19 protein-coding genes are annotated in these 23159 nt (G+C 55.3%); 13 read left to right on the top strand and 6 right to left on the bottom strand.

The features are described from left to right. The 10 genes from EHN06_RS01380 (at window position 1) to EHN06_RS01335 (ending at window position 14132) form a co-directional block, all read left to right on the top strand. On the top strand, window positions 1-1347 hold the full coding sequence (locus tag EHN06_RS01380; protein ID WP_127329490.1) for an HD domain-containing phosphohydrolase: 1347 nt from the start codon (window positions 1-3) through the stop codon (window positions 1345-1347). Next, the gene (locus tag EHN06_RS01375) at window positions 1344-1874 is read left to right on the top strand and encodes a response regulator (RefSeq protein ID WP_127329488.1); all 531 of its coding nucleotides are present in this window, start codon (window positions 1344-1346) and stop codon (window positions 1872-1874) included. Before EHN06_RS01380 ends, EHN06_RS01375 begins: the two co-directional genes overlap by 4 nt. A gap of 10 nt (window positions 1875-1884) precedes the next feature. Beyond that, entirely contained in the window at window positions 1885-2553 is a 669-nt protein-coding gene (locus EHN06_RS01370) for a GTP-binding protein (protein ID WP_127329486.1), read from the top strand. Continuing rightward, window positions 2546-3691, top strand: coding sequence for a sensor histidine kinase (locus tag EHN06_RS01365; RefSeq protein WP_127329484.1), 1146 nt, complete (start codon window positions 2546-2548; stop codon window positions 3689-3691). Before EHN06_RS01370 ends, EHN06_RS01365 begins: the two co-directional genes overlap by 8 nt. 9 nt (window positions 3692-3700) lie before the next feature. Then, window positions 3701-5944 carry an ATPase, T2SS/T4P/T4SS family gene (locus EHN06_RS01360; protein WP_127329482.1) on the top strand — a complete coding sequence of 748 codons (2244 nt, stop codon included), beginning with the start codon at window positions 3701-3703 and terminating at the stop codon, window positions 5942-5944. Beyond that, entirely contained in the window at window positions 5937-6539 is a 603-nt protein-coding gene (locus EHN06_RS01355) for a hypothetical protein (protein WP_127329480.1), read from the top strand. Before EHN06_RS01360 ends, EHN06_RS01355 begins: the two co-directional genes overlap by 8 nt. Window positions 6540-6541: 2 nt before the next feature. Beyond that, complete coding sequence (locus EHN06_RS01350) at window positions 6542-9586, top strand: PAS domain S-box protein (protein WP_127329478.1); 3045 nt, start codon at window positions 6542-6544, stop codon at window positions 9584-9586. After that, window positions 9579-10046, top strand: a complete 468-nt coding sequence (locus tag EHN06_RS01345; RefSeq protein ID WP_127329476.1) for a response regulator — start codon at window positions 9579-9581, stop codon at window positions 10044-10046. Before EHN06_RS01350 ends, EHN06_RS01345 begins: the two co-directional genes overlap by 8 nt. Next, entirely contained in the window at window positions 10039-12912 is a 2874-nt protein-coding gene (locus tag EHN06_RS01340; protein ID WP_127329474.1) for an EAL domain-containing protein, read from the top strand. The genes EHN06_RS01345 and EHN06_RS01340 overlap by 8 nt, the downstream gene beginning before the upstream one ends. Window positions 12913-13010: 98 nt before the next feature. Further along, window positions 13011-14132 (top strand): HD-GYP domain-containing protein, encoded by a 1122-nt coding sequence (locus tag EHN06_RS01335; RefSeq protein ID WP_127329472.1) that lies wholly within the window; start codon window positions 13011-13013, stop codon window positions 14130-14132. A gap of 10 nt (window positions 14133-14142) precedes the next feature. On the opposite strand, the gene fghA is transcribed toward EHN06_RS01335, so the two are convergent. The 3 genes from fghA to EHN06_RS01320 form a co-directional block, all read right to left on the bottom strand. Beyond that, window positions 14143-14988 (bottom strand): S-formylglutathione hydrolase, encoded by an 846-nt coding sequence (gene fghA, locus EHN06_RS01330; RefSeq protein WP_127329470.1) that lies wholly within the window; start codon window positions 14986-14988, stop codon window positions 14143-14145. A 30-nt stretch (window positions 14989-15018) separates the two neighbouring features. Beyond that, window positions 15019-15450: a CBS domain-containing protein gene (locus EHN06_RS01325; protein WP_127329468.1), complete on the bottom strand. Its 432-nt coding sequence runs from the start codon at window positions 15448-15450 to the stop codon at window positions 15019-15021. A 139-nt stretch (window positions 15451-15589) separates the two neighbouring features. Next, the gene (locus tag EHN06_RS01320; protein WP_127329466.1) at window positions 15590-16546 is read right to left on the bottom strand and encodes an alpha/beta fold hydrolase; all 957 of its coding nucleotides are present in this window, start codon (window positions 16544-16546) and stop codon (window positions 15590-15592) included. A gap of 214 nt (window positions 16547-16760) precedes the next feature. Between EHN06_RS01320 and EHN06_RS01315 the strand changes: the two genes are divergently transcribed. Both EHN06_RS01315 and EHN06_RS01310 read left to right on the top strand, forming a co-directional pair. After that, entirely contained in the window at window positions 16761-18122 is a 1362-nt protein-coding gene (locus EHN06_RS01315; RefSeq protein WP_127329464.1) for an alanine/glycine:cation symporter family protein, read from the top strand. Between the two features lie 56 nt (window positions 18123-18178). Continuing rightward, window positions 18179-18832: a peroxiredoxin gene (locus EHN06_RS01310; RefSeq protein WP_127329462.1), complete on the top strand. Its 654-nt coding sequence runs from the start codon at window positions 18179-18181 to the stop codon at window positions 18830-18832. Between the two features lie 66 nt (window positions 18833-18898). Here the strand turns inward: EHN06_RS01310 and EHN06_RS01305 are convergent, their stop codons facing one another. The 3 genes from EHN06_RS01305 to EHN06_RS01295 all read right to left on the bottom strand — a co-directional run bounded on the left by EHN06_RS01305 (window position 18899) and on the right by EHN06_RS01295 (window position 21537). Then, the gene (locus tag EHN06_RS01305) at window positions 18899-19681 is read right to left on the bottom strand and encodes a MetQ/NlpA family ABC transporter substrate-binding protein (RefSeq protein ID WP_127329460.1); all 783 of its coding nucleotides are present in this window, start codon (window positions 19679-19681) and stop codon (window positions 18899-18901) included. 183 nt (window positions 19682-19864) lie between these two features. Beyond that, the gene (locus tag EHN06_RS01300; RefSeq protein WP_127329458.1) at window positions 19865-20530 is read right to left on the bottom strand and encodes a methionine ABC transporter permease; all 666 of its coding nucleotides are present in this window, start codon (window positions 20528-20530) and stop codon (window positions 19865-19867) included. Further along, window positions 20530-21537, bottom strand: coding sequence for a methionine ABC transporter ATP-binding protein (locus tag EHN06_RS01295; RefSeq protein ID WP_127329456.1), 1008 nt, complete (start codon window positions 21535-21537; stop codon window positions 20530-20532). Before EHN06_RS01295 ends, EHN06_RS01300 begins: the two co-directional genes overlap by 1 nt. Before the next feature lie 198 nt (window positions 21538-21735). Here EHN06_RS01295 and EHN06_RS01290 point away from each other — a divergent pair, with 198 nt between their 5' ends. After that, a complete protein-coding gene (locus EHN06_RS01290) occupies window positions 21736-23157 on the top strand; it encodes an HDOD domain-containing protein (protein WP_228257381.1) in 1422 nt (473 codons plus the stop codon). Window positions 23158-23159 lie beyond the last annotated feature (2 nt).

Raw genomic sequence — 23159 nt, 5'->3', positions numbered from 1 at the left:
ATGGCCGATTCACTGCCCACTACCGCTCGGCTGCTGTTGGTGGACGATGAGGAAAACATTCTCCGGAGCCTGCAGCGAATCCTTCGTAAGGAACCCTACGAGCTGGAGACGGCCACATCTGGTGAAGCCGCGCTATCCATGATGGAGGAACAGAAATTCGATCTGGTGATCTCCGATGCCCGGATGCCGGGCATGGACGGTCCGACGTTGCTTGCGAGGATCAAGAAAAAATGGCCGTACTGTATTCGAATTCTGCTGACAGGCTATGCGGATGTCACCTCCACGATCAGGGCGATCAATGAAGGACAGATTTACCGATATATCAGTAAACCATGGGATGACGAAGAGCTGAAGCTCATTGTCCGTCAGGCGTTGGCTTTCCAGTTTTCAGAACGTCGCCGCCTGGCATTGGAAAAACTTACACGCAAGCAGAACAAGGAACTCAAGGCGCTCAACGCCAATCTGGAAAACAAGGTGCTGGCTCGCACGGAGGAACTGAAAGAAACGGCTGACATGCTGGAAGCTGCGTACACTGAGCTTAAACAAAGCTATGTAACCACCACCGAGGTTTTCTCGAACCTGATCGCCAAACGCCTGCCGATTCACAAGCAGCCCAACCCTCTGGTCATTACCATGGTGAAAGCCTTCGCCGAGTACCACAATCTTGATGAAGATCTCTCCCGGGATCTTTCAATGGCGGCCGCGCTCTATAACCTCGGCAAACTGGGCTGGCCCGATGAACTGTTCTTTGCACCATCGGACCTGCTAAGTCGCGACCAACGTCTGGAGTATCTGAAATACCCGGTCAACGGCGAACAATTGCTAATGTCCCTGGAGCCTCTGAAAGAAACCGCACGGATCATTCGCCATCACCAGGAAAAATGGAACGGCTATGGTGTGCCGGAACGTTTGCAAGGCCAGGACATCCCCTACGGTTCCCGTGTCTTGCGGCTGGCTGTGGATTTCATTGAGTTGCAGTATGGCCTGATCCTCGAACGGAAGGTATCACGGGATAATACCCTGAAACTGATCAGGCGTTACAAGGACCGCCTGTACGACCCTGAGATCGCCGACCAGTTTCTGGAGGTCTGCATTGAAGTCGCTCCAGACGTGGAACACGATGACCCGGAAATTCTGGTGCTTGACACTCTGCGGGTGAAGCCCGGCATGGTGCTGGCAAAAAATCTGTACGCGGCCTCTGGCATGCTATTGCTTAACGAGGGCAAGGAACTGACTGCCCCTCTTATCGATAAGCTCGCTTCCTTCGAAAAAGGAGAACCGGACGGATACCGCTACACTCTGTATGTACACCGTCCGGATGACGAAGAAACGGAGAACAAATCATGATCAAGATCCAGCTGGTGGATGACGAGCCCAACATCCTGAGCGCACTCAAGCGTCTACTGAGGCCACAAGGCTGGGACGTCCACACCTTCGAGACAGTTGAATCGGCGCTTAAGGGGCTGCTGGAGCATGATTATGCCGTTATCGTCTCGGATTACCAGATGCCCACTGCGGACGGAGTGACTTACCTCCAATTCGCCAAACAACGACAACCAGATGCCATGCGCCTTGTACTGAGTGCCCACGGCGATCGCAACTCCATGATCAAGGCCATAAACCAGGCGGAGGTCTACCGGTTTCTGTCAAAACCCTGGGATGAATACGAAGTGGTCGCCGCAATCAAATCCGCGATTGATCTTTACGAGTTAAAAACCGAAAACCGCCGGCTTATAGCGGAGATTCATGAACAGAGACAGATGCTCTGGGCGCGGGAGCGGGAATTGCTCAGGCTGGAATCAGAGAATCCAGGTATTACCCGTGTCAAGCGGGATACAGACGGCTCTGTCCTCATCAGCGATAAGGGACTTTGATTAAAAAAATATGGCTGAATATACCCCGGAAGACAACAAACTCGCCCTCAAGGTGGTGTTTTACGGTCCGGCCCTGAGCGGAAAGACCACTAACCTGATGCAATTGCACTCTCTGCTGAACCCGGAGCGCAAGGGTGAACTGATGGTGCTCGAAACCCGGGATGACCGCACATTATTCTTCGACATGCTCCCCATCGGCCTGAAGAGCGATTCCGGTCTCGACCTGCGTCTGAAAATGTACACCGTTCCTGGTCAGGTCCAGCACGACAGCACCCGCAAAGCCGTTCTCTCCCGTGCGGACGGCGTTGTCTTCGTGGCAGACTCACAGCCCAGCCAGCAAGACAATAACGCCACCGCTTTTGGCAATCTGGAAGAAAATCTCGAAAAAGTCGGTCTGGACATCGACACACTCCCGCTGGTGGTGCAGTTCAACAAGCGGGACATTCCGGGCGTGATGGATGAAACTGAACTGCAGGCGCGCTGGTCCGTCACGCCCTGGTCTCCACTGATTATGGCTTCCGCCCTTCAGGGGCAGGGTGTCATCGAAACCTTGCGAACCCTTTTGGATCGACTTTACACCGAGGTCGATAGCGAGTTCGATCTGGATGCCCGCCACGGCATCGGCCGCGACCTGTTTATCACCAGGCTAAGTGCCAGCCACGAGGTGGCCCGTGCGTAATTTTGAAGACGATCCCACCCTGGATGATCTGCTGACCGCAGAGCAGCTGCAGCGCCTGAACCATGCCCTGAGCGCACTGTGCCGCAAATCTGTCACTATAACGCCACACCGACAGGAGGACGCCGTTGCCGTCGAGTTCAACCTGGAAACCGTTGGCTGGTTGTCCGGCGGTGCGTCCCCGGGGGAACGGCAGGCAGCGTCCGAGTTGGTGTCGTTCCTGATGATGTTTGTCGCCAAATATCGGTTGGCGGCAAACCTCCACCACGACACCACCGAGGCAAGTTATGCCGAGCTTCAACGACAGAATGAGGCTCTGAAAGCCTCTGAAGCCCGCTATCGCGAACTGTCCGACCAGCTGCAGCAACGTGTCGACGAACAGGTGGAAGTCATCCGCCAGACCCAACAGGACCTGTACGAAAGCTCCCGTCTTAGATCCGTCGGCCATTTGGCAGCGGGCGTAGCCCACGAGATTAATAACCCCATCGGCTTCATCTCCAGCAACCTGAGGGTGGCAAGGGACTACCTGGAAGACCTGCAAGGCCTTCTACCCAATACAGAAGCAAACCGTGAACTGCTGGATGATTTCAACGACCTGATCGGGGAATCGGTAGATGGAGCAAAGCGTATTGCCAGCATTGTTTCGGACCTGAAAACTTTCTCCAGCATCGATCAGGCCGACTACACCCTGTGTGATGTCAATGAATTGCTCACCAGTGCCATTCACCTGCTCCAAACTGAACATGGCCATCAATTGCACATAATGGAAAGGCTGGACGATTTGCCCAAAATTTCCGGTCACCCGGGACGCCTATCTCAGAGCCTTTACAACCTGCTGGACAACGCCGCCCATGCGCTACTGGATGCCAAACCGAAAAAAGGCCAGGGCCGCATCCTGGTGAAAACCACCGTTCGGGACAATGAGGTGGGCATTACTATCCAGGACAACGGCTGCGGCATTCCCGACGCCAGTCGCAGCCAGGTGTTCGATGCTTTCTACACCACTCGTCCGGTCGGTTCCGGCACAGGCCTCGGGCTAACGGTCACCCGCGACACAGTTCGCGCCCACCGGGGCACCATAAAGATAGACAGCCGGGAAGGAACAGGCACACGGGTAACCCTGACCTTGCCGGCGACATAAGGACCTCCCATGGCGAAACGTTACGCATCACTGTTCCTTGGCCAGGAGAACGGCAACGAATCGGAACCAAAGGAAGAGAAAAAGGCGCCCTATCGGATACTGTTGGTCGATGACGAACCCAACATCCTGGCTTCATTGCGCCGGGTATTCCAGCGCGAAAACTATGAGCTGTTGTTTGCTCGCGATGCTGAAGAGGCCTTGCGAATTCTGGAGAAACAACCTGTCGAACTGATCATGACCGACTTCATGATGCCAGGCATGAACGGAAGCGAACTGCTACGGGACGTGCGCGAGCGATGGCCCCAGACCATCCGCATCATGCTTACCGGTCAGGCCAACACCGACGCGGTGATGGGGTCCATCAAGGATGGTGCAGTGTACCGGTTTATTCTCAAGCCCTGGAACGATGACGACATTCGCCTGACCATCGCCCTGGCGCTGGAACAGTATGAACTGATCCAGCGTACCCGCTCACTTGAACAACAAACGGAAAAGCAAAGCAAGGATCTGGAAACCATCAGCAAGCTGACGGCCACCAACCGCAGTCAACTGGCGATCCTGCTGCACAAGAAAGGCTGGCTGAACCCGCAGCAGATCCAGCAATTGCACCGGGAAATGCAAAGTCAGAAAACCCCCGTGGTGCGCCAGCTTCTCAAGCACGAATGGGTCGATTTCCGCAAGGTGTACGAAATGCTGCGGGATGACATGATGTTCGAGGAAATTGACCTGCGGGAATTCCAGCCGGACCCCAGCCTCCTCTCTTTGGTTCCCCAGAAGATCTGCACTCGCCAGCTGGTATTACCGTTGCGGGTACAGGGTCAGCGACTGAGACTGGCCATGGTCGACCCCATGGATATAAACCTTATCGACGAGCTGGGTTTCATGACCGGCTACACGATCCATCCGCTGCTGTGCGAAACCTCGCAGATGCAGGCCAAGCTGTCAGAAATTTTCGGAGAAACCAACGACCTGGATGAGATCGCCACCAAGGTAGGCACAGACGATCCCTATGAGGGCATCGAGATTGTTCTGGATGAAGATACCGAGAAGGAATCTTTGGAACAGTTGCTCGGTAGCTCCGAAGAACCACCGGCGATCCGCCTGGTCAATGCCATTATCCTGGAAGCGCTGCGCCTGGGAGCAAGCGATATCCATGTGCACCCGCGTACCAAATCCCTGGTGGTTCGCTACCGGATTGACGGCGTACTGCAGGACAAGATCCATATTCCCACCAACTTGCTGATGTCCGTGGTATCGCGCATCAAGGTCATGGCCGAGTTGGACATTACCGAACGTCGCAAACCCCAGGACGGCCGTATCACCGTAAAAACACCCATGCGGATTGTCGATCTGCGTATTTCCACACTCCCCACTATTAATGGAGAGAAAGTGGTGATGCGAGTTCTGGAACGCCAGTCCTCAGCGCAATCCCTGGAAGATCTGGGATTGTCGGAGCACAACCGCAAACGACTGATGCACGTGGTGGCCAAACCCCAAGGCATTATTCTGGCCACCGGTCCTACCGGTAGCGGCAAAACCACAACCCTGTATGCCCTGCTGCAGCACAATGCGTCCCCGGAACGCAATTACGTCACCATTGAAGACCCGGTGGAATTCCACGTCGACATGGCCGGCCAGGTGCCGGTAAAGGAGCGAATTGGGCTGAACTTTGCCAGCGTGTTAAGGGCCATCCTGCGGCAGGATCCCGACGTGATCCTGCTGGGGGAAATCCGCGATGAGGAAACCGCCGATGTCGCATTCCACGCCGCCATGACCGGGCACCTGGTGTATTCCACACTGCACACCAGCTCCGCAGCGGCGACGGTTGCTCGCCTGCTCGATTTGGGCCTCAAACCGTTCGTGTTGGCCTCAGCCCTTGAAGCCATCATTGCCCAGCGTCTGGTACGCCGAATCTGTTCGAGCTGTCGCGAGGAGATTGCACCGCCCATGGAAGTTCTGGACCAACTTGGCCCAAAGTTTACGGGTGCCAACCTGACCTTCTATCAGGGCAAGGGCTGTGGAAAATGCCACAAAGGTTACAAAGGAAGAGTCGCAATTCACGAAGTGCTGACCATGAACGAAACTTTGAGAATAGCCATCACCGAAGGCGCCAGCGCGATGCAGATTGAACATATCGCGCAGGAGCAAGGCATGGAAATTCTTCTGGATGACGCATTGAAAAAACTTAAGGATGGACTGACCACGGCAGACGAAATTCTTCGACTGTTAGGGCCGCAGGTGTTGAATGGCTGAACGTCAGCTCACTTTCTGGTTTTGTCTGACGTTAGCATTGTCGATCTCATTGGCGGCGATAGGCGTCACTGTTCTGTTTGACGCAGCCACTCTCCACAATGGAGCTGTTGGTCGCATTACGCTGAACCCTGGCAGCGGTTTGATGGCTATTGCCATCAGTATTGCCCTTTTTGCGGTTCTGTTCAGGTTACGGATAGTCGCGACTGTTACTTCAGCGACGATTATTGTGATGGCTTTTTTTTTCGCAGCCATACACCACCTCCTGCCCACGACAATTGCCGTTCACAACTACCTTGATAAGTTCCATATCAGCCCGGCAGTTTTTGTTGTCGTTTGCGTGATGGCTATTTGCGTATTAAGCGCCATCCACCTCACCCGGGGGTGGCTGGTTGGCTTGATTGCAGCCCCCGTAATAATGATTATCGGCCTCCTGTCCCTGTTATCTTACTGGCATCCACAGCTTGCTCTCATGAACCTGGGCAGCATCCCGGAAGCAACGATTGTCGCCAGCCCCCTGGCCATACTGACAAGCCTGACGCTCCCCTTCCTCTTCCACTTAAATAAGTCCACCCCCCCCTGTTTTCCCGGGGATTAGTATTGGTCGGTGTTCTGGGGATCACCATTACCACGATTACCTGGTACATCATGCGCTTGCATGCCAGTGAACACCTACAGCAGCGGGCCGAAACCCTGGCGATCCAGATGCAGGCTGCCGCTGATTCTGCTGTCAATCTCAAGTTGGCCCTGTTTCAGCGGTTGGCCGAGCGATTCCAGTTAGTGGATGGCCTGCCCTCTGATCACCTGTGGCAGCAGGAAGTGAATAGCTATTTTCGAGATTTTCCCGAGATTCGCCTGATCACCATACTCGACCAGAAAATGCGACCGGTAAAGACGGAGTCACGTTCGCCGGACGACCGCTTCTGGATCCATGACTTTCTGGGGTTACCACAAAATCAGGCCTGGCTGCGTCATGTGAGTGAAACCAACGTCACTCACCTTAGTACACCCGAAAAAGATTCGCCGGATACGTCGTATGCTGTCATTGCCGCTCCCTCCGCCAAGCTCCAAAACCGCTCCTGGCTGGTGGTTGCAACCATGAACCTCAATGAAGTCTTTAGCGAGCTGCAGCAAAGGAGAAGGGGGGCGTTGGAGTTACTCGTTAAATCCAGCGGGCAGACTATTTTCGATTCCACTGATGGGGCTCGTCCTGAAGACAGCCATTCGCTGGCGACACAGGATATCTACACCCACCATGACAGCGAATGGCAGATCGAAGTTTTCACAACAGACCGCGCATTGCATGGTGATGAATTCTATCTTCCTCCCTTGATTCTCTTTACCGGACTGGGGCTGAGTTTCCTGATGATGCTCAGCCACTTTTTCTGGCGTGAATCCGCCCACCACTCCCGGCGCCTGTCCACACTCAATGAGACACTGAATCGTCACCTGGAGAAAGAACGACATCTCAGACACACCCATGAAAGAATTTTGGAATTCTCCCGGGAAATCCTTTGTTCTATCAGTCACGAAGGTGTGTTCACTGCCGTCAGCCCTGCCTGTAAAACCGTTCTCGGCTATTCCCCCCAAGAGCTGATTGGCACCCGATACGATCAATTACTGCTGCCAGAGCACAAAGCGTCGGCTGCTGACGAAATCAGGCGACTGGTGACGGGTGAAAATGCAAGGACTCAAGATCTTAAAACTCGCCTGAGGCATAAGAACGGCCATACGGTTACACTTGCCTGGACAGCAGAATGGTCAAAGGATGACGATGCCCTGTTCTGCGTAGGTCGTGACGTCTCCAATGAACTGGCGGCGGAGATCCTCACTCACGAACGAGAACAATTCTTCTCTCTCTCCCCCGATATGTTCTGCATAGTAGACCTGAATAGTCACTTTTTTGAGGTGAACCAGAGTTTTGTGGAAACCCTGGGTTATGAAAGAAACGAGCTTTTGGGCACTTCCTACCTGAAACTTATCCACAAGGACGACAAACACGCCGTCGTTGAAGCAGTTCGGTCCCTCGTAGCAGGCAACATTGTTAATGACCTTTATGTTCGCGCTCTTCACAGAGATGGAACGGAGCGTTGGCTACAAATCAACGCCATCCTCAGTGCCGATGACCTGATCTACACCGTGGCACGGGACATCACAGAGGCTCAAGCCATTCAGGAAAAGCTCAAAGAAAGTGAAGCTCTACTTCGTATCGCGGAGCAATTGGCCCAGGTTGGTGCCTGGATTGTTGATATATCGTCCGGAAAGACCTTATGGTCTGATGCCGTGTGCGATATACACGAAGTTCCCAGAGGGCATCTGCCTGACATTGAAGAGGCTATCCACTATTACATTCCGGAACATCAGCAACGGATCAAGGAGGCTGTGGAGCTTTGCATCAAAACCGGCGTTCCATACGATGAAGAGCTGCAAATCCGCACCGCTATGGGGCGCCTTCGCTGGGTAAGAACAATTGGACACGCAGTGAAGGATGCGAAAGGCAACATTACCAGGCTACAAGGTGCATTTCAGGACATAACCGGAAATCGCCAGGCCACGGAACAACTTCGAAGATACGCAGAAAGACAAGCCACGATCTTCGAAAGCATCACCGACTCCTTCTTTACTCTGGATAAGGACTGGCGATTCATTTACGTAAACAAGCGTTCAGAAGAAACCCTGCGCAGAAGCCGCGAGGAACTTTTGGGCAGGACGATCTGGGAGTGGTTCCCCGAAGCCATCGGATCAGAATTCGATGACCAGTATCGATATGCCATGGAAACCGGGGAATCGGTCTCTTTCGAGGCCTACTACCCCCCCTTGAGGCAATGGTTCGAAGTCAGTGCATACCCGTCCGAAGAGGGCCTGTCCGTCTATTACCGTAGTATCAACGAACGCAAAGAAGCCCAGGAGAAACTCGAAACCACACTTCAGGAACTGGAGCGCAGTAACAGGGAACTCCAGGACTTTGCGTTTGTTGCCTCGCACGACCTTCAGGAGCCGCTGAGAAAAATTCAGGCATTCTCTGACCGCCTGATCAGTAAGTCGGATCGGTTAACCACTCAGGATCAGGACTACCTCAAGCGGATGCAGTCCGCCGCTATGCGAATGCAGGCGTTGATTCTCGATTTGCTGAGCTACTCCCGGGTAACAACCAAGGCCAAACCCTTCGTCAACTGCGATACCAACCAGATATTGCAGGATGTTCTCCAGGACATGGAGACAACGATTGCACGGGAAAACGCCGTACTGGAGATATCTGGCTTACCCCCGATTCACGGAGATCCGACGCAGATCCGCCAAGTGCTGCAGAACCTGGTGAGTAATGCTGTCAAATTTCATCCAAATAATCAGCCGCCGAGGATTCTGGTCTACGCTGAAAATGAGACACCGGACGGGTGGACACTGGTGGTTCAGGACAACGGTATAGGTTTTGACCCGAAGTATGTGGACAAGCTGTTTCACCCGTTCCAGAGGCTTCATCAAAGGCAAGAGTACACCGGCACAGGGATAGGCATGGCCATCGTCAAAAAAATACTGGATCGTCATAACGCATCGGTGGAAGTGGAAAGCGCCCCGAATGCTGGTACGACTTTCAGGATTCGGTTTATAGCGAACCGAAAGGAGGCCCTCGAAAAAGATGAATAATCAGGATGTATCACCCTTAGTTCTCGTTGCAGACGACGATCCGGATGATCGCCTGCTGATACAGGATGCGTTTGATGAGCGGTGCAAAGAGTGCCACCTTTGCTTCGTGCGGGATGGTGACGAACTGATGCGGTTCCTCAACGGCGAACCCGGGGTTGTGACACCGGAATCCTGTCGTGGATTACCAGACCTGATCCTGCTCGACCTTAACATGCCCCTGAAAGATGGGCGACAAGCCCTGCTAGAGATCAAATCCGACCCAAGCCTGAGAAAAGTACCGACGGTGGTATTGACCACCTCCGGCGCCGAGGAAGATATCGATGAATGTTATGAGCGGGGAGCAAATTCTTACATCATAAAGCCGGCGCGGTACTCAGAATTGCTGGATGTTGCCGAATCATTGAAGAAATATTGGGTAGATACCGTCCGTCTACCCGGGAATGCGGATAATCATGAGTAAATCTGATCCTGAACTGAACATCCTCCTGATCGAGGACGACGAAGACGATTACCTGATCACAAAGGATCTGCTTCAAGACATCGCCCCCGTTCGCACAAACCTCGACTGGTACAGCACCGCCAGTACGGGACTTGAAGCACTGAAAACCAGAACCTATGCCGCAGCCCTGGTCGACTTACGCCTTGGCCCGGATTCAGGACTTGATCTTATTCGCGACGCCAAACGGTCGGGCATTACGACTCCAGTAATTCTGCTGACTGGTCAGGGCGACGAGGAGCTGGATGTCAGGGCGGTTGAGCTCGGTGCGACTGATTATCTGGTCAAAGGCATGCTGGATGGTCATACCCTGATCAGGAGCATCCGCTATGCCATTGATCGGGCGATAGCTACAGAAAGTCTTGCCAACAGTGAGGCTCACTATCGTTTGTTGTTCGAGAACAATCCGGCCCCGATGTGTCTGATGCACCCTGACACTGAGCAGTTGCATTCGATGAATCGCGCTGCCCGGGACCTTTATCAATACGACAACGATTCTGTATGCAGCCTGAGTCTTGACGACTTGAGAACCAGTCATAACCAAACGGATTCTCTGAGTTCGGAAGACATTTTATTAACCAAGGGGGCAAGACTGGAGAGCCACCAAAGCAACTCGGGCAACAGGATACTGGTTGAGATTATCAGCCGGGACATTGAAATCAACCATCAGCCTCTGCAACTTCTGATGCTCACCGACATCACGGAACAGGTTGAAAGTAGTCGCCAATTGCGCCTATTGAAGCGCAGTATTGAATCCACAACCAATGGTATCGTGATTGCGAATGCAAACGCTGTGGACTTACCCATTATTTACGTGAACCCGGCCTTTGAGCATATAACCGGCTACTCTAAGGAGGAATCTCTCGGACAAAACTGCCGCTTTCTCCAAGGGACCACCGCTGATCCTTTCAATGATGGTGCCTTGAATGAAATACGTGAGGGACTCAAAAAACAGAGCCCGGTTAAGGTTGTCCTACGCAACTATCGAAAGGACGGCATCCCGTTCTGGAACGATTTATACCTGGCACCAATTCCGGATAACAAAGGCCAGGTGACCCATTTCATTGGCGTCCTGAACGATATTTCGGACCGTAAGTCTGCAGAACATCAGTTGGCCTATAATATCAGCCATGATGTCCTGACAGGCCTCCCGAACCGCGCGCTACTGGAGGACCGGCTCACCCAGGCATGCCAGTTTGCGTCCCGATATGGCCGAAAAGTTGCCGTTCTGTTCGTCGACCTGGACGGCTTCAAACTGATAAACGATTCTCTTGGTCATCGTTTGGGTGACAAGGTATTGACCGAGGTCGGGAAGCGTCTGGCCCAAATGGTACGATCGGGAGATACCGTGGCGCGCATCAGCGGAGACGAATTCATTATCCTGCTTCCCGACCTCGCGCACACCAACGACGTATTGCAAGTTGTCGAAAAGCTTATCAGGGAACTCTCTGTTCCTTACAGGGTTAATGACCATACTCTTCACCTTACAGCCAGTATTGGCATCACCACCGATGACGGCGATATCTGCACCCCCATGGAGCTATTACAGCAAGCAGATATGGCAATGTATCGGGCCAAACAATTGGGAAAAAACACCTACCAATGGTATTCCACAAACCTGAATGCGGAGGCCAATTACCGAGTCAGGCTGAGAAATCAGCTGCAGGACGCTATCGATAACGACAACCTGACATTGTTCTATCAACCCATAATTGACGCGAGAACGGGTCATCCCAGATCGCTGGAAGCTCTGGTCCGCTGGGACCACCCGGAACTGGGGCTGGTTTCCCCTGCCGATTTTGTTCCTCTTGCGGAAGAGACCGGGCAAATTATGGGGTTGGGGACGAGGGTTCTGGAGCAAGCATGCCGCGATACCGTGCATTTGCACTCCAAGGGGTTCAGACACTGCAGCGTGGCAGTCAATGTATCACCGGTCCAGCTGCGCAAAACCGGATTTACCGATATCGTAAAGCAGGCTCTCAAAGCATCCGGACTCCCACCGGAAAGTCTGGAACTGGAGATCGTGGAATCCGCAGTACTGTTCGACACTGATCAGGTCATCAGCACGCTACGTACAATCTGTGATCTTGGCGTTAAGGTTGCAATTGACGACTTCGGAACCGGCTTTTCGAGTCTCAGCTATATCAAACTGCTTCCAGCAAGCAAGATCAAAATTGACCGGTCATTCATTAAAAACGTCATCAAGAACCGAAGCGACGCTGCTATTACACAGGGGGTCATTTCCATGGCCCACCACCTTGGCCTCGAAGTGGTAGCCGAGGGCGTAGAAACGGAAGCACATGCAGCATTTCTTCGGAAGCATCAATGCGATTTGCTACAGGGCTTTGCGTACTCTAAGCCAATACCATTTCAGCAACTTCTGGAATACCTGCACTCGCATTATAATAAAACACCACTTCCCTATACTGGACCAGACGCTGCAGAGGAGCAGAGAACGTTACTTCTTCTCGACGATGAAGCCAACATTCTCCGAGCACTAACCAGAGTCCTGCGACGCGATGGTTACCGGATACTATCGACGACCAGTGTGCATGAGGCTTTTGATCTGCTTGCCCAGAATCATGTACAGGTGATCATTTCGGATCAGCGAATGCCGGAGATGTCCGGCACCGAGTTCTTTAGCCAGGTCAAGGCACTCCATCCTGATACCGTGCGCATCGTGCTATCTGGCTACACCGACCTGAAATCCGTCACGGATGCCATCAACGAGGGAGCAATATACAAGTTCCTGACGAAGCCGTGGGATGACAAGCAGATAAGGGAACATATTCAGCAAGCCTTCCACTACTATGCTCTCATGCAGGAGTAGCCTGAGAACATCGATGTGGCCTCCGTAGCTTCTGGAGTTACCCTCGAGTTTGGCGTTAGACTGCGATGCAAGAAAAACAAAGCTCAGGAAATCAACCCGTGTCGAATCTTGTCCGTATCGCACCCGGCGCCCTGGTGGTGGGTAAACCCCTGCCATGGACGGTATATGACGTTGAAGGTAACGTGCTGTTGCGCCAAGGCTACGTTATCCAGAATGACATGCAGCTTGAGCAGCTGTTTGACCGGGGATTGTTCCACCCCCGCAAGATTGAGCGTGAACAGGAGGAAATCCTCGAGGATACTCGTCAGCGTAATCCTTTTGCCGATTATCCGGTACTGTTACAGACTCTGGAAGCGACCCTGAACGCCATCACCTCTGGTGACGACAGCGCAGAAAAGCGCCTGCTCGGCCTGACCCGTCTGATTGAGAAAACCTGCGACGAAGCGCCGGATGCCTCTCTGGCATTGATCCATCTGTATTCCGTCGAACCCACCATTCACGAACAGGTTCTGTTCTACGCCATTCTCTGCCACTTCACCGGGCAGACATTCGGACTGGATAACAAACGCACTAGCCTGCTCACCAGCGCGGCCCTGGTCGCCAACCTGGCGCTGGTGCCTGTAGCCGATCAGTTAAACGCTTCCCGCAAAATCCTCAATGGAGAACAACGCGCGGTCATACGCAAGCATCCTCAACGCAGTGTCAACGCCCTGTATGCTGCTGGCATCCGAAATCCGGCCCTGTTCGACATCATTGCGCAACATCATGAGCAATCGGACGGCTCCGGATATCCGAAAGGGCTCAGCGGTACTGAAATTCGGGCGGAAGCGGAAATACTCGCGTTGGCTGAACGCTATGTGGCAATGATCACCAAACGGGCCTATCGGGAGCGGATGACCATTACCGATGCCCGCAAACTGGTCGCCAGTCTGACCGACGGTCAGTTACGTCCGGCCATCCCAAGGGCTCTACTGGCGGTACTGACAGAGTATCCGCCCGGCACCCTGGTGCGGCTCGCCAATAATGAGGTGGGTGTCGTGACCCAACGCCCTGTCCGCCACCTGGGTCCCTTTGTCAAAGCCATTATCAGCCCACGGGGCAACCGTTACAGCGGAACGTTTGAGCGGGACTGCAGCCTGCTCGAGTTCAACATCCGCGCTGTGGAGCAGCCCGACATCATGCCCTCCATGGATTTCAGCCTGATCTGGGACTGGCACTAGAAACAGCCGTCTACTTCAGACCCAGGGCCTCGGCATGGTGATCCAGATGATCATCAATAAACGAGGCAATGAAGAAGTAGCTGTGATCGTAGCCCCTGTGCATTCTCAGATTGATGTGGTGATGCATTTTCTCACAGGCATCGGCCAATACATCCGGGTTCAGCTGGCTATCCAGAAACTCGTCGGAGGTGCCCTGATCAACCAGAAGCGGCAGTCGTTCCCGTGCGGTCGGAATCAACAGCGTCGCATCCCATTCTTCCCAGCGACTCCTGTCGTTGCCCAGGTATCCGGTGAACGCTTTTTGCCCCCAGGGACATTCCGTGGGATTGGCGATGGGTGCAAATGCTGACACCGATGCATAACGCCCAGGATTTTTCAGGGCGCAGATCAGGGCCCCATGACCACCCATGGAATGGCCACTTATGGCGCGTTTGTCGGTCACCGGCAGCTCGCTTTCCACCAACTGCGGCAGTTCTTTCACCACATAGTCATACATCCGGTAATGCGGTGCCCACGGCTGTTCCGTCGCATTGATGTAAAAGCCGGCACCCGTGCCGAAGTCATAGCTGTCGTCTTCACCGGGAAGCCCCAGCCCGCGCGGACTGGTGTCCGGACAGACGATCGCCATGCCCAGCTTGGCCGCATGCTTCTGCGCCCCCGCTTTCTGCATGAAATTCTGGTCGTTACAGGTCAGTCCCGACAACCAGTAAAGCACCGGGACCGGGCGAGGATTATGGCTGACCGCCAGCGGCGGCAGGTAAACGGCAAACTCCATGGTACAGCCCAGGGCTGCCGAGGTATGACGGTAACGACGGTGTTCACCATCGAAACAAACGTTGGTGGATAGCAGTTCCATGATGACCTCGGTTAAGGGTGCAAACGCTGATCAGTCTTCCGCTTCAGCGTATTTTGGTAATTCGATGCCACAACCGGACCTGGCCAATTCAGCCAGTATGGCGGAGCGAGTCACGATACCGACCAGGCGCCCATGATCCACCACCGGATAGACCTTGGGTTTGCCCGCACCCAGATTCTGAGCCAGGTCCACCATGGCCATTTCCGGGGAGATCGTCACTGGTTCGCGGAACATCACGTCATCCACGATGGGATCTCCCTCGCAATGGTAGCTGCTGACCAGTAATGCGTGGATGCAGTCCTGCTCCGAGATAAACCCGATGACCTTGCGGTGCTCATCCACTACGGGCAAACCGGTAACGTGATTCCTCAGAAGCGCCTTCACGACCCGGGTTAAGGGCTCACCACATCGAATCGGTTCGATGTGATTCCACATGACATCAGAAGCTTTTAATGAGCGCATGGGTCACCCCCGCAGTTATCGTTCCGAAGTAACGTCGCAGAACCGACACGTTCTCCTATAACCATAGGCAATGGGGGCGAAAAGTGAAAACACAAAGGAGAGGATATTGTGAATACTCTCCTCGAGGCAGGTTCCGGTATCAGGAGGGAGCACGCATCACCGACAGGCTTATGGCCGCAAAGCGTTCCAGCAGGGGAGCTGGCAGGTCATGCCCCATACCATCGATCAATTCCAGGCGGGCATGGGGAATCAGGTATTTCAACTGCTGCGCAGACACCGGTCGTACCAGTGGATCGGCCTTGCCATGAATAATCGCCGTCGGCACCCGAATCCGCCGGCTCAGGGACGACAGGCTGCCCGTGGCCAGAATCGCCCGGGTCTGACGCAGGATACCCGCCGGATGGTAGCTGCGGCGGTATTCCCGGATCAATCGCTCACGAACTTCATCCTCCGCCGGTGGGAATGCCGGGCTCTGGATCAGTTTCCAGAAATCCAGGGAGCGGGCCACCACCGATGCTTCGTCGTGTCCCCTGGCACCGACACCGGCCAGTCGCCAGATCAGCCTGGGTTTGGGCATCGGCAGCCGCGGACTGTTGGTCGACGTCATGATCAGGGTGGCACTGCGCACCCGCTCCGGCCACAGTGAAGACACCAACTGACTGATCATGCCGCCCATGGATACCCCAACCAGGTGTGCGCTTGGCAAACCAAGGGCGTCCAGGACGCTAACCGCATCCGCCGCCATGTCTTTCAGGGTGTAGGGGGCAGGAATCGACAGCCCGACCCGGGAACGCGCCATCATTGCCACCGGATGGCCCTCCAGCCGATCCTTCAGGTGCGAGGACAGGCCAATATCACGATTATCAAAGCGGATCACGTGATACCCCTCATCCACGTATCGGTCCAGCAGGGCCTCCGGCCACAGTGTCATCTGGGCGCCCAGCCCCATAATGAACAACACCGGCTCCCCCTCGGGATCGCCCCGTGTTTCCACGCAGAACGACAGCCCGTTGGCATCGACAAATCGATGATTCACAGCATGGGAGCTGGCGGGTCCGGTTTCCGGATTCGCCTGTGCGACAGCGCTTTGGGACATCGGTCTTCCTCATAAACAAGCCGGATTGCTTATCAAACAGTACCGCAAATGCAGTGAAATCCAATCACTTTGATGACATTCCCCGGTGTTCAACCGGCAAATTCCCTGACCAGGCGGTTTACAGACAGGAATATCCGACTAAACTCAATCAGTTATACCCTTACAAGGGTGAAAACCATAAAACCGTCTTTGGCAACAACACAGGGAGATCCCCATGGAAGCCATTGAAAACTTTGTAAGTGCAGTAAACGGACTGGTCTGGGGCCCTCCCATGCTGGTCATGATCCTCGGCGTGGGGCTTTTCCTCAGTCTTGGCTTGAAACTGATGCCGGTGCTCAAACTCGGTGCGGGTTTCAGGCTGATGTGGAAAGGCCGTTCCGGCGCGGAAAGCGATGGCGAGATCCCGCCTTTCCAGGCATTGATGACCGCCCTGTCCGCCACCGTAGGCACCGGTAACATCGCGGGTGTTGCCACCGCCGTCTTTCTCGGTGGTCCCGGCGCCCTGTTCTGGATGTGGCTGACCGCCCTGGTGGGCATGGCCACCAAGTACTCCGAAGCGGTTCTTGCGGTTCGCTTCCGGGAAGTGGACGAGCGCGGAGCACACGTCGGTGGTCCGATGTATTACATCCGTAACGGGTTGGGCAGTAAGTGGGCATGGCTGGGTGTGCTGTTTGCCATCTTTGCCGCCATTGCCGGCTTCGGTATTGGCAACACGGTACAGGCCAACTCCGTCGCGGACGTGCTGAACGCCAATTTCGGCCTGCCTCACTGGATGACCGGGGTGATCCTCATGGTTCTGGTGGGCATGGTGCTGATTGGTGGCATCAAGCGTATCGGTCATGTGGCCAGTTCCCTGGTTCCGCTAATGGCCATTTCTTATATATTTGTCGGCCTGATCGCCCTGGCGGTCAATGCTGATCAGATTCCCACGGCTTTTGCGCTGGTCTTCAAGCATGCTTTCAGCCCGGTTGCCGCCGAGGGTGGTTTTGCCGGCGCAGCCGTGTGGGCGGCCATTCGCTTTGGTGTCGCCCGCGGCATCTTTTCCAACGAAGCCGGCCTCGGCTCCGCACCAATCGCCCACGCCGCCGCACAGACCAAAAACCCGGTGACCCAGGGTATGGTGGCCATGCTGGGCACCTTCATCGATACCATCATTGTTTGCAGCATCACTGGCCTGGTTATCATCACCTCCGGTGCCTGGACATCCGGCGAAACCGGCGCGGCCCTCACCTCACTGGCATTCGAAGGTGGCCTGCCTGGCTTTGGTAACTACGTGGTAGCCATCGCGCTCGCCATCTTTGCTTTTACCACCATTCTCGGCTGGTCGTTCTACGGGGAGCGATGCGTTGAGTTCCTGTTTGGCGTCAAAGCCATCGTGCCGTACCGTGTGCTGTGGATACTTGCCATTCCGGTTGGCGCCACCATCAACCTGGGCTTCATCTGGTTGCTGGCAGACACGCTTAACGCGATGATGGCCCTGCCCAACCTGATTGCATTGCTGTTCCTAAGCCCGATTGTGTTCAAACTGACCCGTGAACACTTCGAGAAAGAGAAGGCACTCGGCGTCAACAATTGATCCAGTGCTTCAGTGACTATACTGTTGTCATAAGCTTCACCGAAGGAGGTTACGCTATGAGTTTACGTCTGGGAGATACCGCACCGGATTTCGAACAGGACTCCACCGAAGGCAAGATCCGTTTTTACGACTGGCTCGGCGACAGCTGGGGCATCCTGTTTTCTCATCCTGCGGACTTTACACCGGTTTGCACCACCGAACTGGGCCTGACCGCCAAGCTTAAAGACGAGTTCGCAAAGCGCAACGTCAAGGTCATTGCCCTGAGCGTGGATCCGGTTGAGTCACACCATGAGTGGATCAAGGACATCAACGAAACCCAGGGCTGTTCCGTGAACTTTCCGATCATCGCAGACCATGACCGGAAAGTGTCCGACCTGTATGACATGATCCACCCCAATGCCAATGAGACCCTGACCGTGCGTTCGTTGTTCGTCATCGACCCCGCCAAGAAGGTAAGGCTGATCATCACCTACCCGGCGAGCACCGGTCGTAACTTCAACGAGATACTAAGGGTCGTTGACTCGCTGCAACTGACCGACAATCACAAGGTGGCAACCCCGGGCAACTGGGAAAGCGGCAGCGATGTGGTCATCGTGCCGTCGTTGCAGGACGAGGACGAAATCAAGGAGCGTTTCCCCCAGGGCCACAGGGCGGTAAGGTCCTATCTGCGGATGACGCCGGATCCCACCTCCAACTGGAGCGGTGACTGATCATTCGCAGTCTATAACGAAAAATGCCGGGCATTTGCCCGGCATTTTTTTATAGAGAACGCGGTATCAGAAGGCGGGAACGACCGCACCCTCGTACTTCTCCATGATGAAATCCTTCACCGCGTCAGACTTCAGGGCATTCGCGAGCTTCTGCATGGCGTCGCTGTCCTTGTTGTCCGGACGGGCAACCAGAATGTTGACGTAGGGTGATTCGGAACCCTCAATCACCAGCGCATCCTCCGACGGGTTCAGGCCCGCTTCCAGCGCGTAGTTGGTGTTGATCAGCGCAACGTCCACCTGCCCCAGGATACGCGGCAGGGTGGCAGCTTCCAGCTCTTTGAACTCCAGGTTTTTCGGATTGTCGGCAATATCCCGAGGTGTGGCGGTGATCTTGCTTTCATCTTCAAGAGTGATCAGCCCGGCCTTCTGCAACAGTAGCAGCGCACGACCGCCGTTGGTGGGATCGTTGGGAATCGCCACTACTGCACCGTCTTCCAGCTCATCCAGTGATTCGATCTTGCTGGAATAAGCGCCGAATGGCTCCACGTGCACACCGGTCACGGTGACCAGATCGGTGCCACGGCCGTCATTGAATTCGTCCAGGTACGGCTGGTGCTGGAAGAAATTGGCGTCCATCCGCTTCTGATCCACCTGAATGTTCGGTTGGATGTAATCGGTGAATACCTTAACGTCCAACTCGACACCCTGCTCGGCCAGCTGCGGCTTCACAAATTCCAGAATCTCCGCGTGGGGCACCGGGGTAGCCGCAACAGAGAGTGTTTCTGCTGAGGCAGCAGAAGAGAAAGTAGCAACGGCGGCCAGGGCCACCAGGGTTTTCTTGAAGTTCATAAGCACGTTCTCCTGTGGGACTATCGGGCAATTTATTGAGCTTTTGAGTACGGCCCACGGTCGGCAACACCTTCCGAAAAACGCCCGTAAATACGTCCATGTAGGGCTCGGTCGCGCCATCCTTGGCGCTCCACGTTTTCGGAAGGTGTTGCCGACCGCGTGCCTATATCCGGCTATGTCGATTTACTTCCGGCTGAAATACAGAACGAGACGGTCGCCAGCCATTTGCAACAACTGAACGAAAATGACCAGTAGCGCTACAGTAATCACCATGACGTCGGTCTGGAACCGTTGATAACCGAAACGGATGGCCAGGTCACCCAGGCCACCGCCGCCAATGACACCAGACATGGCGGCATAAGACACTAGTGTAATCGCCGTTACGGTAATGCCGGCGATAATGCCCGGCAGCGCCTCTGGCAGCAAGGCACCGAAAATGATCTGTCTCACGTTAGCACCCATCGCCTGGGTTGCTTCAATGATGCCACGATCCACCTCACGCAGCGACGTTTCCACCAGCCGGGCAAAGAACGGCGCACCACCGGCTACCAGCGGTGGAATGGCACCGGCGACGCCGAGGGACGTACCGATCAGCATCACGGTAAACGGAATCATCACGATCAGCAGGATAATAAAGGGCACCGAACGCAGCACGTTTACCACGAACGACAACACTGCGTAGGCCGCCGGCTGCTCCAGCAACTGGCGCTTGCCGAACAGGAACAACAGCACGCCGATCGGCAGGCCGATCAGTACGCTGAACAGCAGCGACATGCCCACCATCACCAGGGTATCCCAGCTGGCAATGCCGATTTCGGCCCAGTCCACGTTGGTCAGTAAACCTTCCATCAGCGCACCACCTCCACGTGAACTTCTGCCGCTTCCAGTGCCTTCATCGCCACGTCCAGGTCACCACCGACCAGGGACAGGGTCAGTTGACCGTAGGGTGTGTCCTTGATGTGGTCAATGCGGCCGGAGAGGATGCTGAAGTCCACGCCGGATTCCCGCGCCACGCTACCCAACAGGGGCTTGTAGGTGGACTCACCACGGAAGGTCAGGCGCAGGATACGTCCGCTGGCCTTTTGCAGGTCTTCCTGCAATTCGTCATGGTCGATGTTTTCGCTCTCGAACACGAAGTCCCGGGTGGTGGGATGTTGCGGATGGAGAAACACGTCGCTGACCGCGCCCATTTCCACCACTTCACCGGCGTCCATGACCGCTACCCGGTCGCAGACCCGGCGCACCACATCCATTTCATGGGTGATCAGCACGATGGTCAGCCCCAGTTCGCGGTTGATGTCCGCCAGCAGGCGCAATACAGATTGTGTCGTCTGGGGATCAAGGGCGCTGGTGGCTTCATCGCACAACAGGATCGTCGGGCGACAGGCCAGGGCACGGGCAATACCCACTCGCTGTTTCTGGCCGCCGGACAACTGCGACGGGTACTTGTTGGCGTGATCCGTCAGGCTGACCCGGGCCAGCAATTCCTCCACCCGCTCGCGAATCTCGGTGCGGGAGTAGATGCCCGCGAGCTTCATCGGAAAGGCAATGTTGTCTGCCACGGTCTTGGAGGACAGCAGATTGAAGTGCTGGAAGATCATCCCGACCTTGCGACGGAAAGCCCGCAGTTCGGCGGCGTCGTAGCCGGTGATGTTTTCGTCATCAACAAGAATGCGACCGCCGGTGGGCGGCTCCAGCAGGTTAATCAGGCGAACGAGGGTGGATTTCCCCGCGCCTGAGTGACCGACGATGCCAAACACCTCGCCGGTTTCAATGGTCATACTGGTGGGATGCAACGCAGGGATCGCCCGCCCGCCTACCTGGTATGACTTCTGGACCTGGTCAAATACAATCACGGATCAGCCTTGTCAGCGCCTTGTGGGTGCAGTGTTAAAACCGGCCATTATAGCCTAATCCCTGGCCAAACCCGAATTGACGGCACTTGGTATATCCCCGTACACGTTCTGTTACCGACACCCAGCACTCCGCTGGGCTAAACTCGGGTAATAAAAAGTCTTTCAATCCCGAGGCGTGCGCCAGAGTGAACCGATAACGTGACCACAAGAACCGATACTCCGCCCTCAAGGATGAACTCTACCCAGGCATGGGTCAGTTATCTCAGCAAGGTTGAACTGCCGGTATTGGCCAATAGCCTGAAACGGATCAGCGAACTGACCGACAGTAAGAACAGCACGGTCAATGAACTGGCCAACGTGATACTCAATGACGCCCAACTCACCTCCCAAGTCCTGAGGCTGTCCAACACCGTTTTCTACAACCAGACCCGAACCCAGGTCAGCACCGTCAGCCGCGCGATCACCCTGATTGGCTTCGACTCGGTGAAATCCATGGCCATCTCTTCGCTGATTGTGGATGCGCTGCTGCAACGCAATGACCGGCCCCACCTGCTGCGATGCCTTGCCAGAGCCATTCATGCCGCCGTTCAGGCCCGCTGCCTGATGCCCAGACGCAACGAAAACGCCCTGGAAGAAGTCTTCATCGGGGCGTTGCTGATGAACATTGGCGAACTGGCATTCTGGTCCTGCGAAACCGCGCAGGCCACCGAACTGGAGCAGCGGTTGCGATTGGAAGAACCGCCGGTGGACGCTCAGAAAGCGGTATTGCACAGCACCTTCACGGAAATCACCCGGGGCCTGGTGGATGCCTGGGCGCTGGGGCCGTTCATCAAGGATGTAGTCTCGCCGGGCCAGGCCAATTCCATGGCTGCCAGCCTGGTACGTCACTCGGTGGACATGGCACGGCTGTCGGAAAAGGGGTGGCGCGGTGCCGAGATGGACAAGGTGCTGGAACGCCTGAGCAAAGACACCGGCGAGACGCCTGCCGCCATTCGGGATCAGATCAAGGTCAACGCGGAAGAAGCCGCGAAAGTGGCGGTTTCCCTGGGCATTCCCCAGGTCACCGCACTGATGCCCGGCAGTCAGGAAGGTAACAACCGCCAGTCAGCCCAGGCACCAACCATGGACCCGGCGCTGCAATTGCAGATCCTGCGGGACCTGACCCTGAGTCTGACCGAAAAGCCGGATATCAACGAGGTCTGCCAACTGGTGATCGAGGGCATTCACCGGGCCATTGGCATGCAACGGGTGGCCTTGTTGATGGCCGACAAGAGCGGCCAGAACCTGACCCCCAGGAAGGCCGGCGGACGCGGCACGGAAAACTGGCGCGAGGACTTTATCATTCCCAGGGATGGTACTGGCCCACTGGGCAAACTGATTCCCCACGCAAGCTGTGCCGTGTTCAGGCCTGGCCCCAGTGACAGCGGCGTACCCTACGATCGCTGGCTGGGCAAAGTGCCGGCGCTGATCGGCCCACTGACCGCCAAGGGGCGGCTTGTCGGCCTGTTTTACGCCGACAACGCCGCCGGTGATTACGTGCCTTCGGACGAACAACTGACGGCGTTCGGGCATTTCGTCCAGAACGCCCAGCTGTGCATTACGTTGCTGGCATCCAACTGAGC

Source organism: Marinobacter sp. NP-4(2019), assembly GCF_003994855.1.
Classification (GTDB): domain Bacteria; phylum Pseudomonadota; class Gammaproteobacteria; order Pseudomonadales; family Oleiphilaceae; genus Marinobacter.
Note: the sequence above shows the minus strand (reverse complement) of the source record. Positions and strands in the feature narration are given on the sequence as shown.

What these genes read in the sequence shown, in the direction of transcription:
- EHN06_RS01315 (WP_127329464.1), top strand. Translation starts at nt 16,761, where the DNA reads ATGGAAGCCATTGAAAACTTTGTAAGTGCAGTAAACGGACTGGTCTGG.
- EHN06_RS01355 (WP_127329480.1), top strand. Translation starts at nt 5,937, where the DNA reads ATGGCTGAACGTCAGCTCACTTTCTGGTTTTGTCTGACGTTAGCATTG.
- EHN06_RS01305 (WP_127329460.1), bottom strand. Translation starts at nt 19,681, where the DNA reads ATGAACTTCAAGAAAACCCTGGTGGCCCTGGCCGCCGTTGCTACTTTC.
- EHN06_RS01325 (WP_127329468.1), bottom strand. Translation starts at nt 15,450, where the DNA reads ATGCGCTCATTAAAAGCTTCTGATGTCATGTGGAATCACATCGAACCG.
- EHN06_RS01360 (WP_127329482.1), top strand. Translation starts at nt 3,701, where the DNA reads ATGGCGAAACGTTACGCATCACTGTTCCTTGGCCAGGAGAACGGCAAC.
- EHN06_RS01380 (WP_127329490.1), top strand. Translation starts at nt 1, where the DNA reads ATGGCCGATTCACTGCCCACTACCGCTCGGCTGCTGTTGGTGGACGAT.
- EHN06_RS01370 (WP_127329486.1), top strand. Translation starts at nt 1,885, where the DNA reads ATGGCTGAATATACCCCGGAAGACAACAAACTCGCCCTCAAGGTGGTG.
- EHN06_RS01310 (WP_127329462.1), top strand. Translation starts at nt 18,179, where the DNA reads ATGAGTTTACGTCTGGGAGATACCGCACCGGATTTCGAACAGGACTCC.
- fghA (WP_127329470.1), bottom strand. Translation starts at nt 14,988, where the DNA reads ATGGAACTGCTATCCACCAACGTTTGTTTCGATGGTGAACACCGTCGT.
- EHN06_RS01345 (WP_127329476.1), top strand. Translation starts at nt 9,579, where the DNA reads ATGAATAATCAGGATGTATCACCCTTAGTTCTCGTTGCAGACGACGAT.
- EHN06_RS01320 (WP_127329466.1), bottom strand. Translation starts at nt 16,546, where the DNA reads ATGTCCCAAAGCGCTGTCGCACAGGCGAATCCGGAAACCGGACCCGCC.
- EHN06_RS01375 (WP_127329488.1), top strand. Translation starts at nt 1,344, where the DNA reads ATGATCAAGATCCAGCTGGTGGATGACGAGCCCAACATCCTGAGCGCA.
- EHN06_RS01340 (WP_127329474.1), top strand. Translation starts at nt 10,039, where the DNA reads ATGAGTAAATCTGATCCTGAACTGAACATCCTCCTGATCGAGGACGAC.
- EHN06_RS01300 (WP_127329458.1), bottom strand. Translation starts at nt 20,530, where the DNA reads ATGGAAGGTTTACTGACCAACGTGGACTGGGCCGAAATCGGCATTGCC.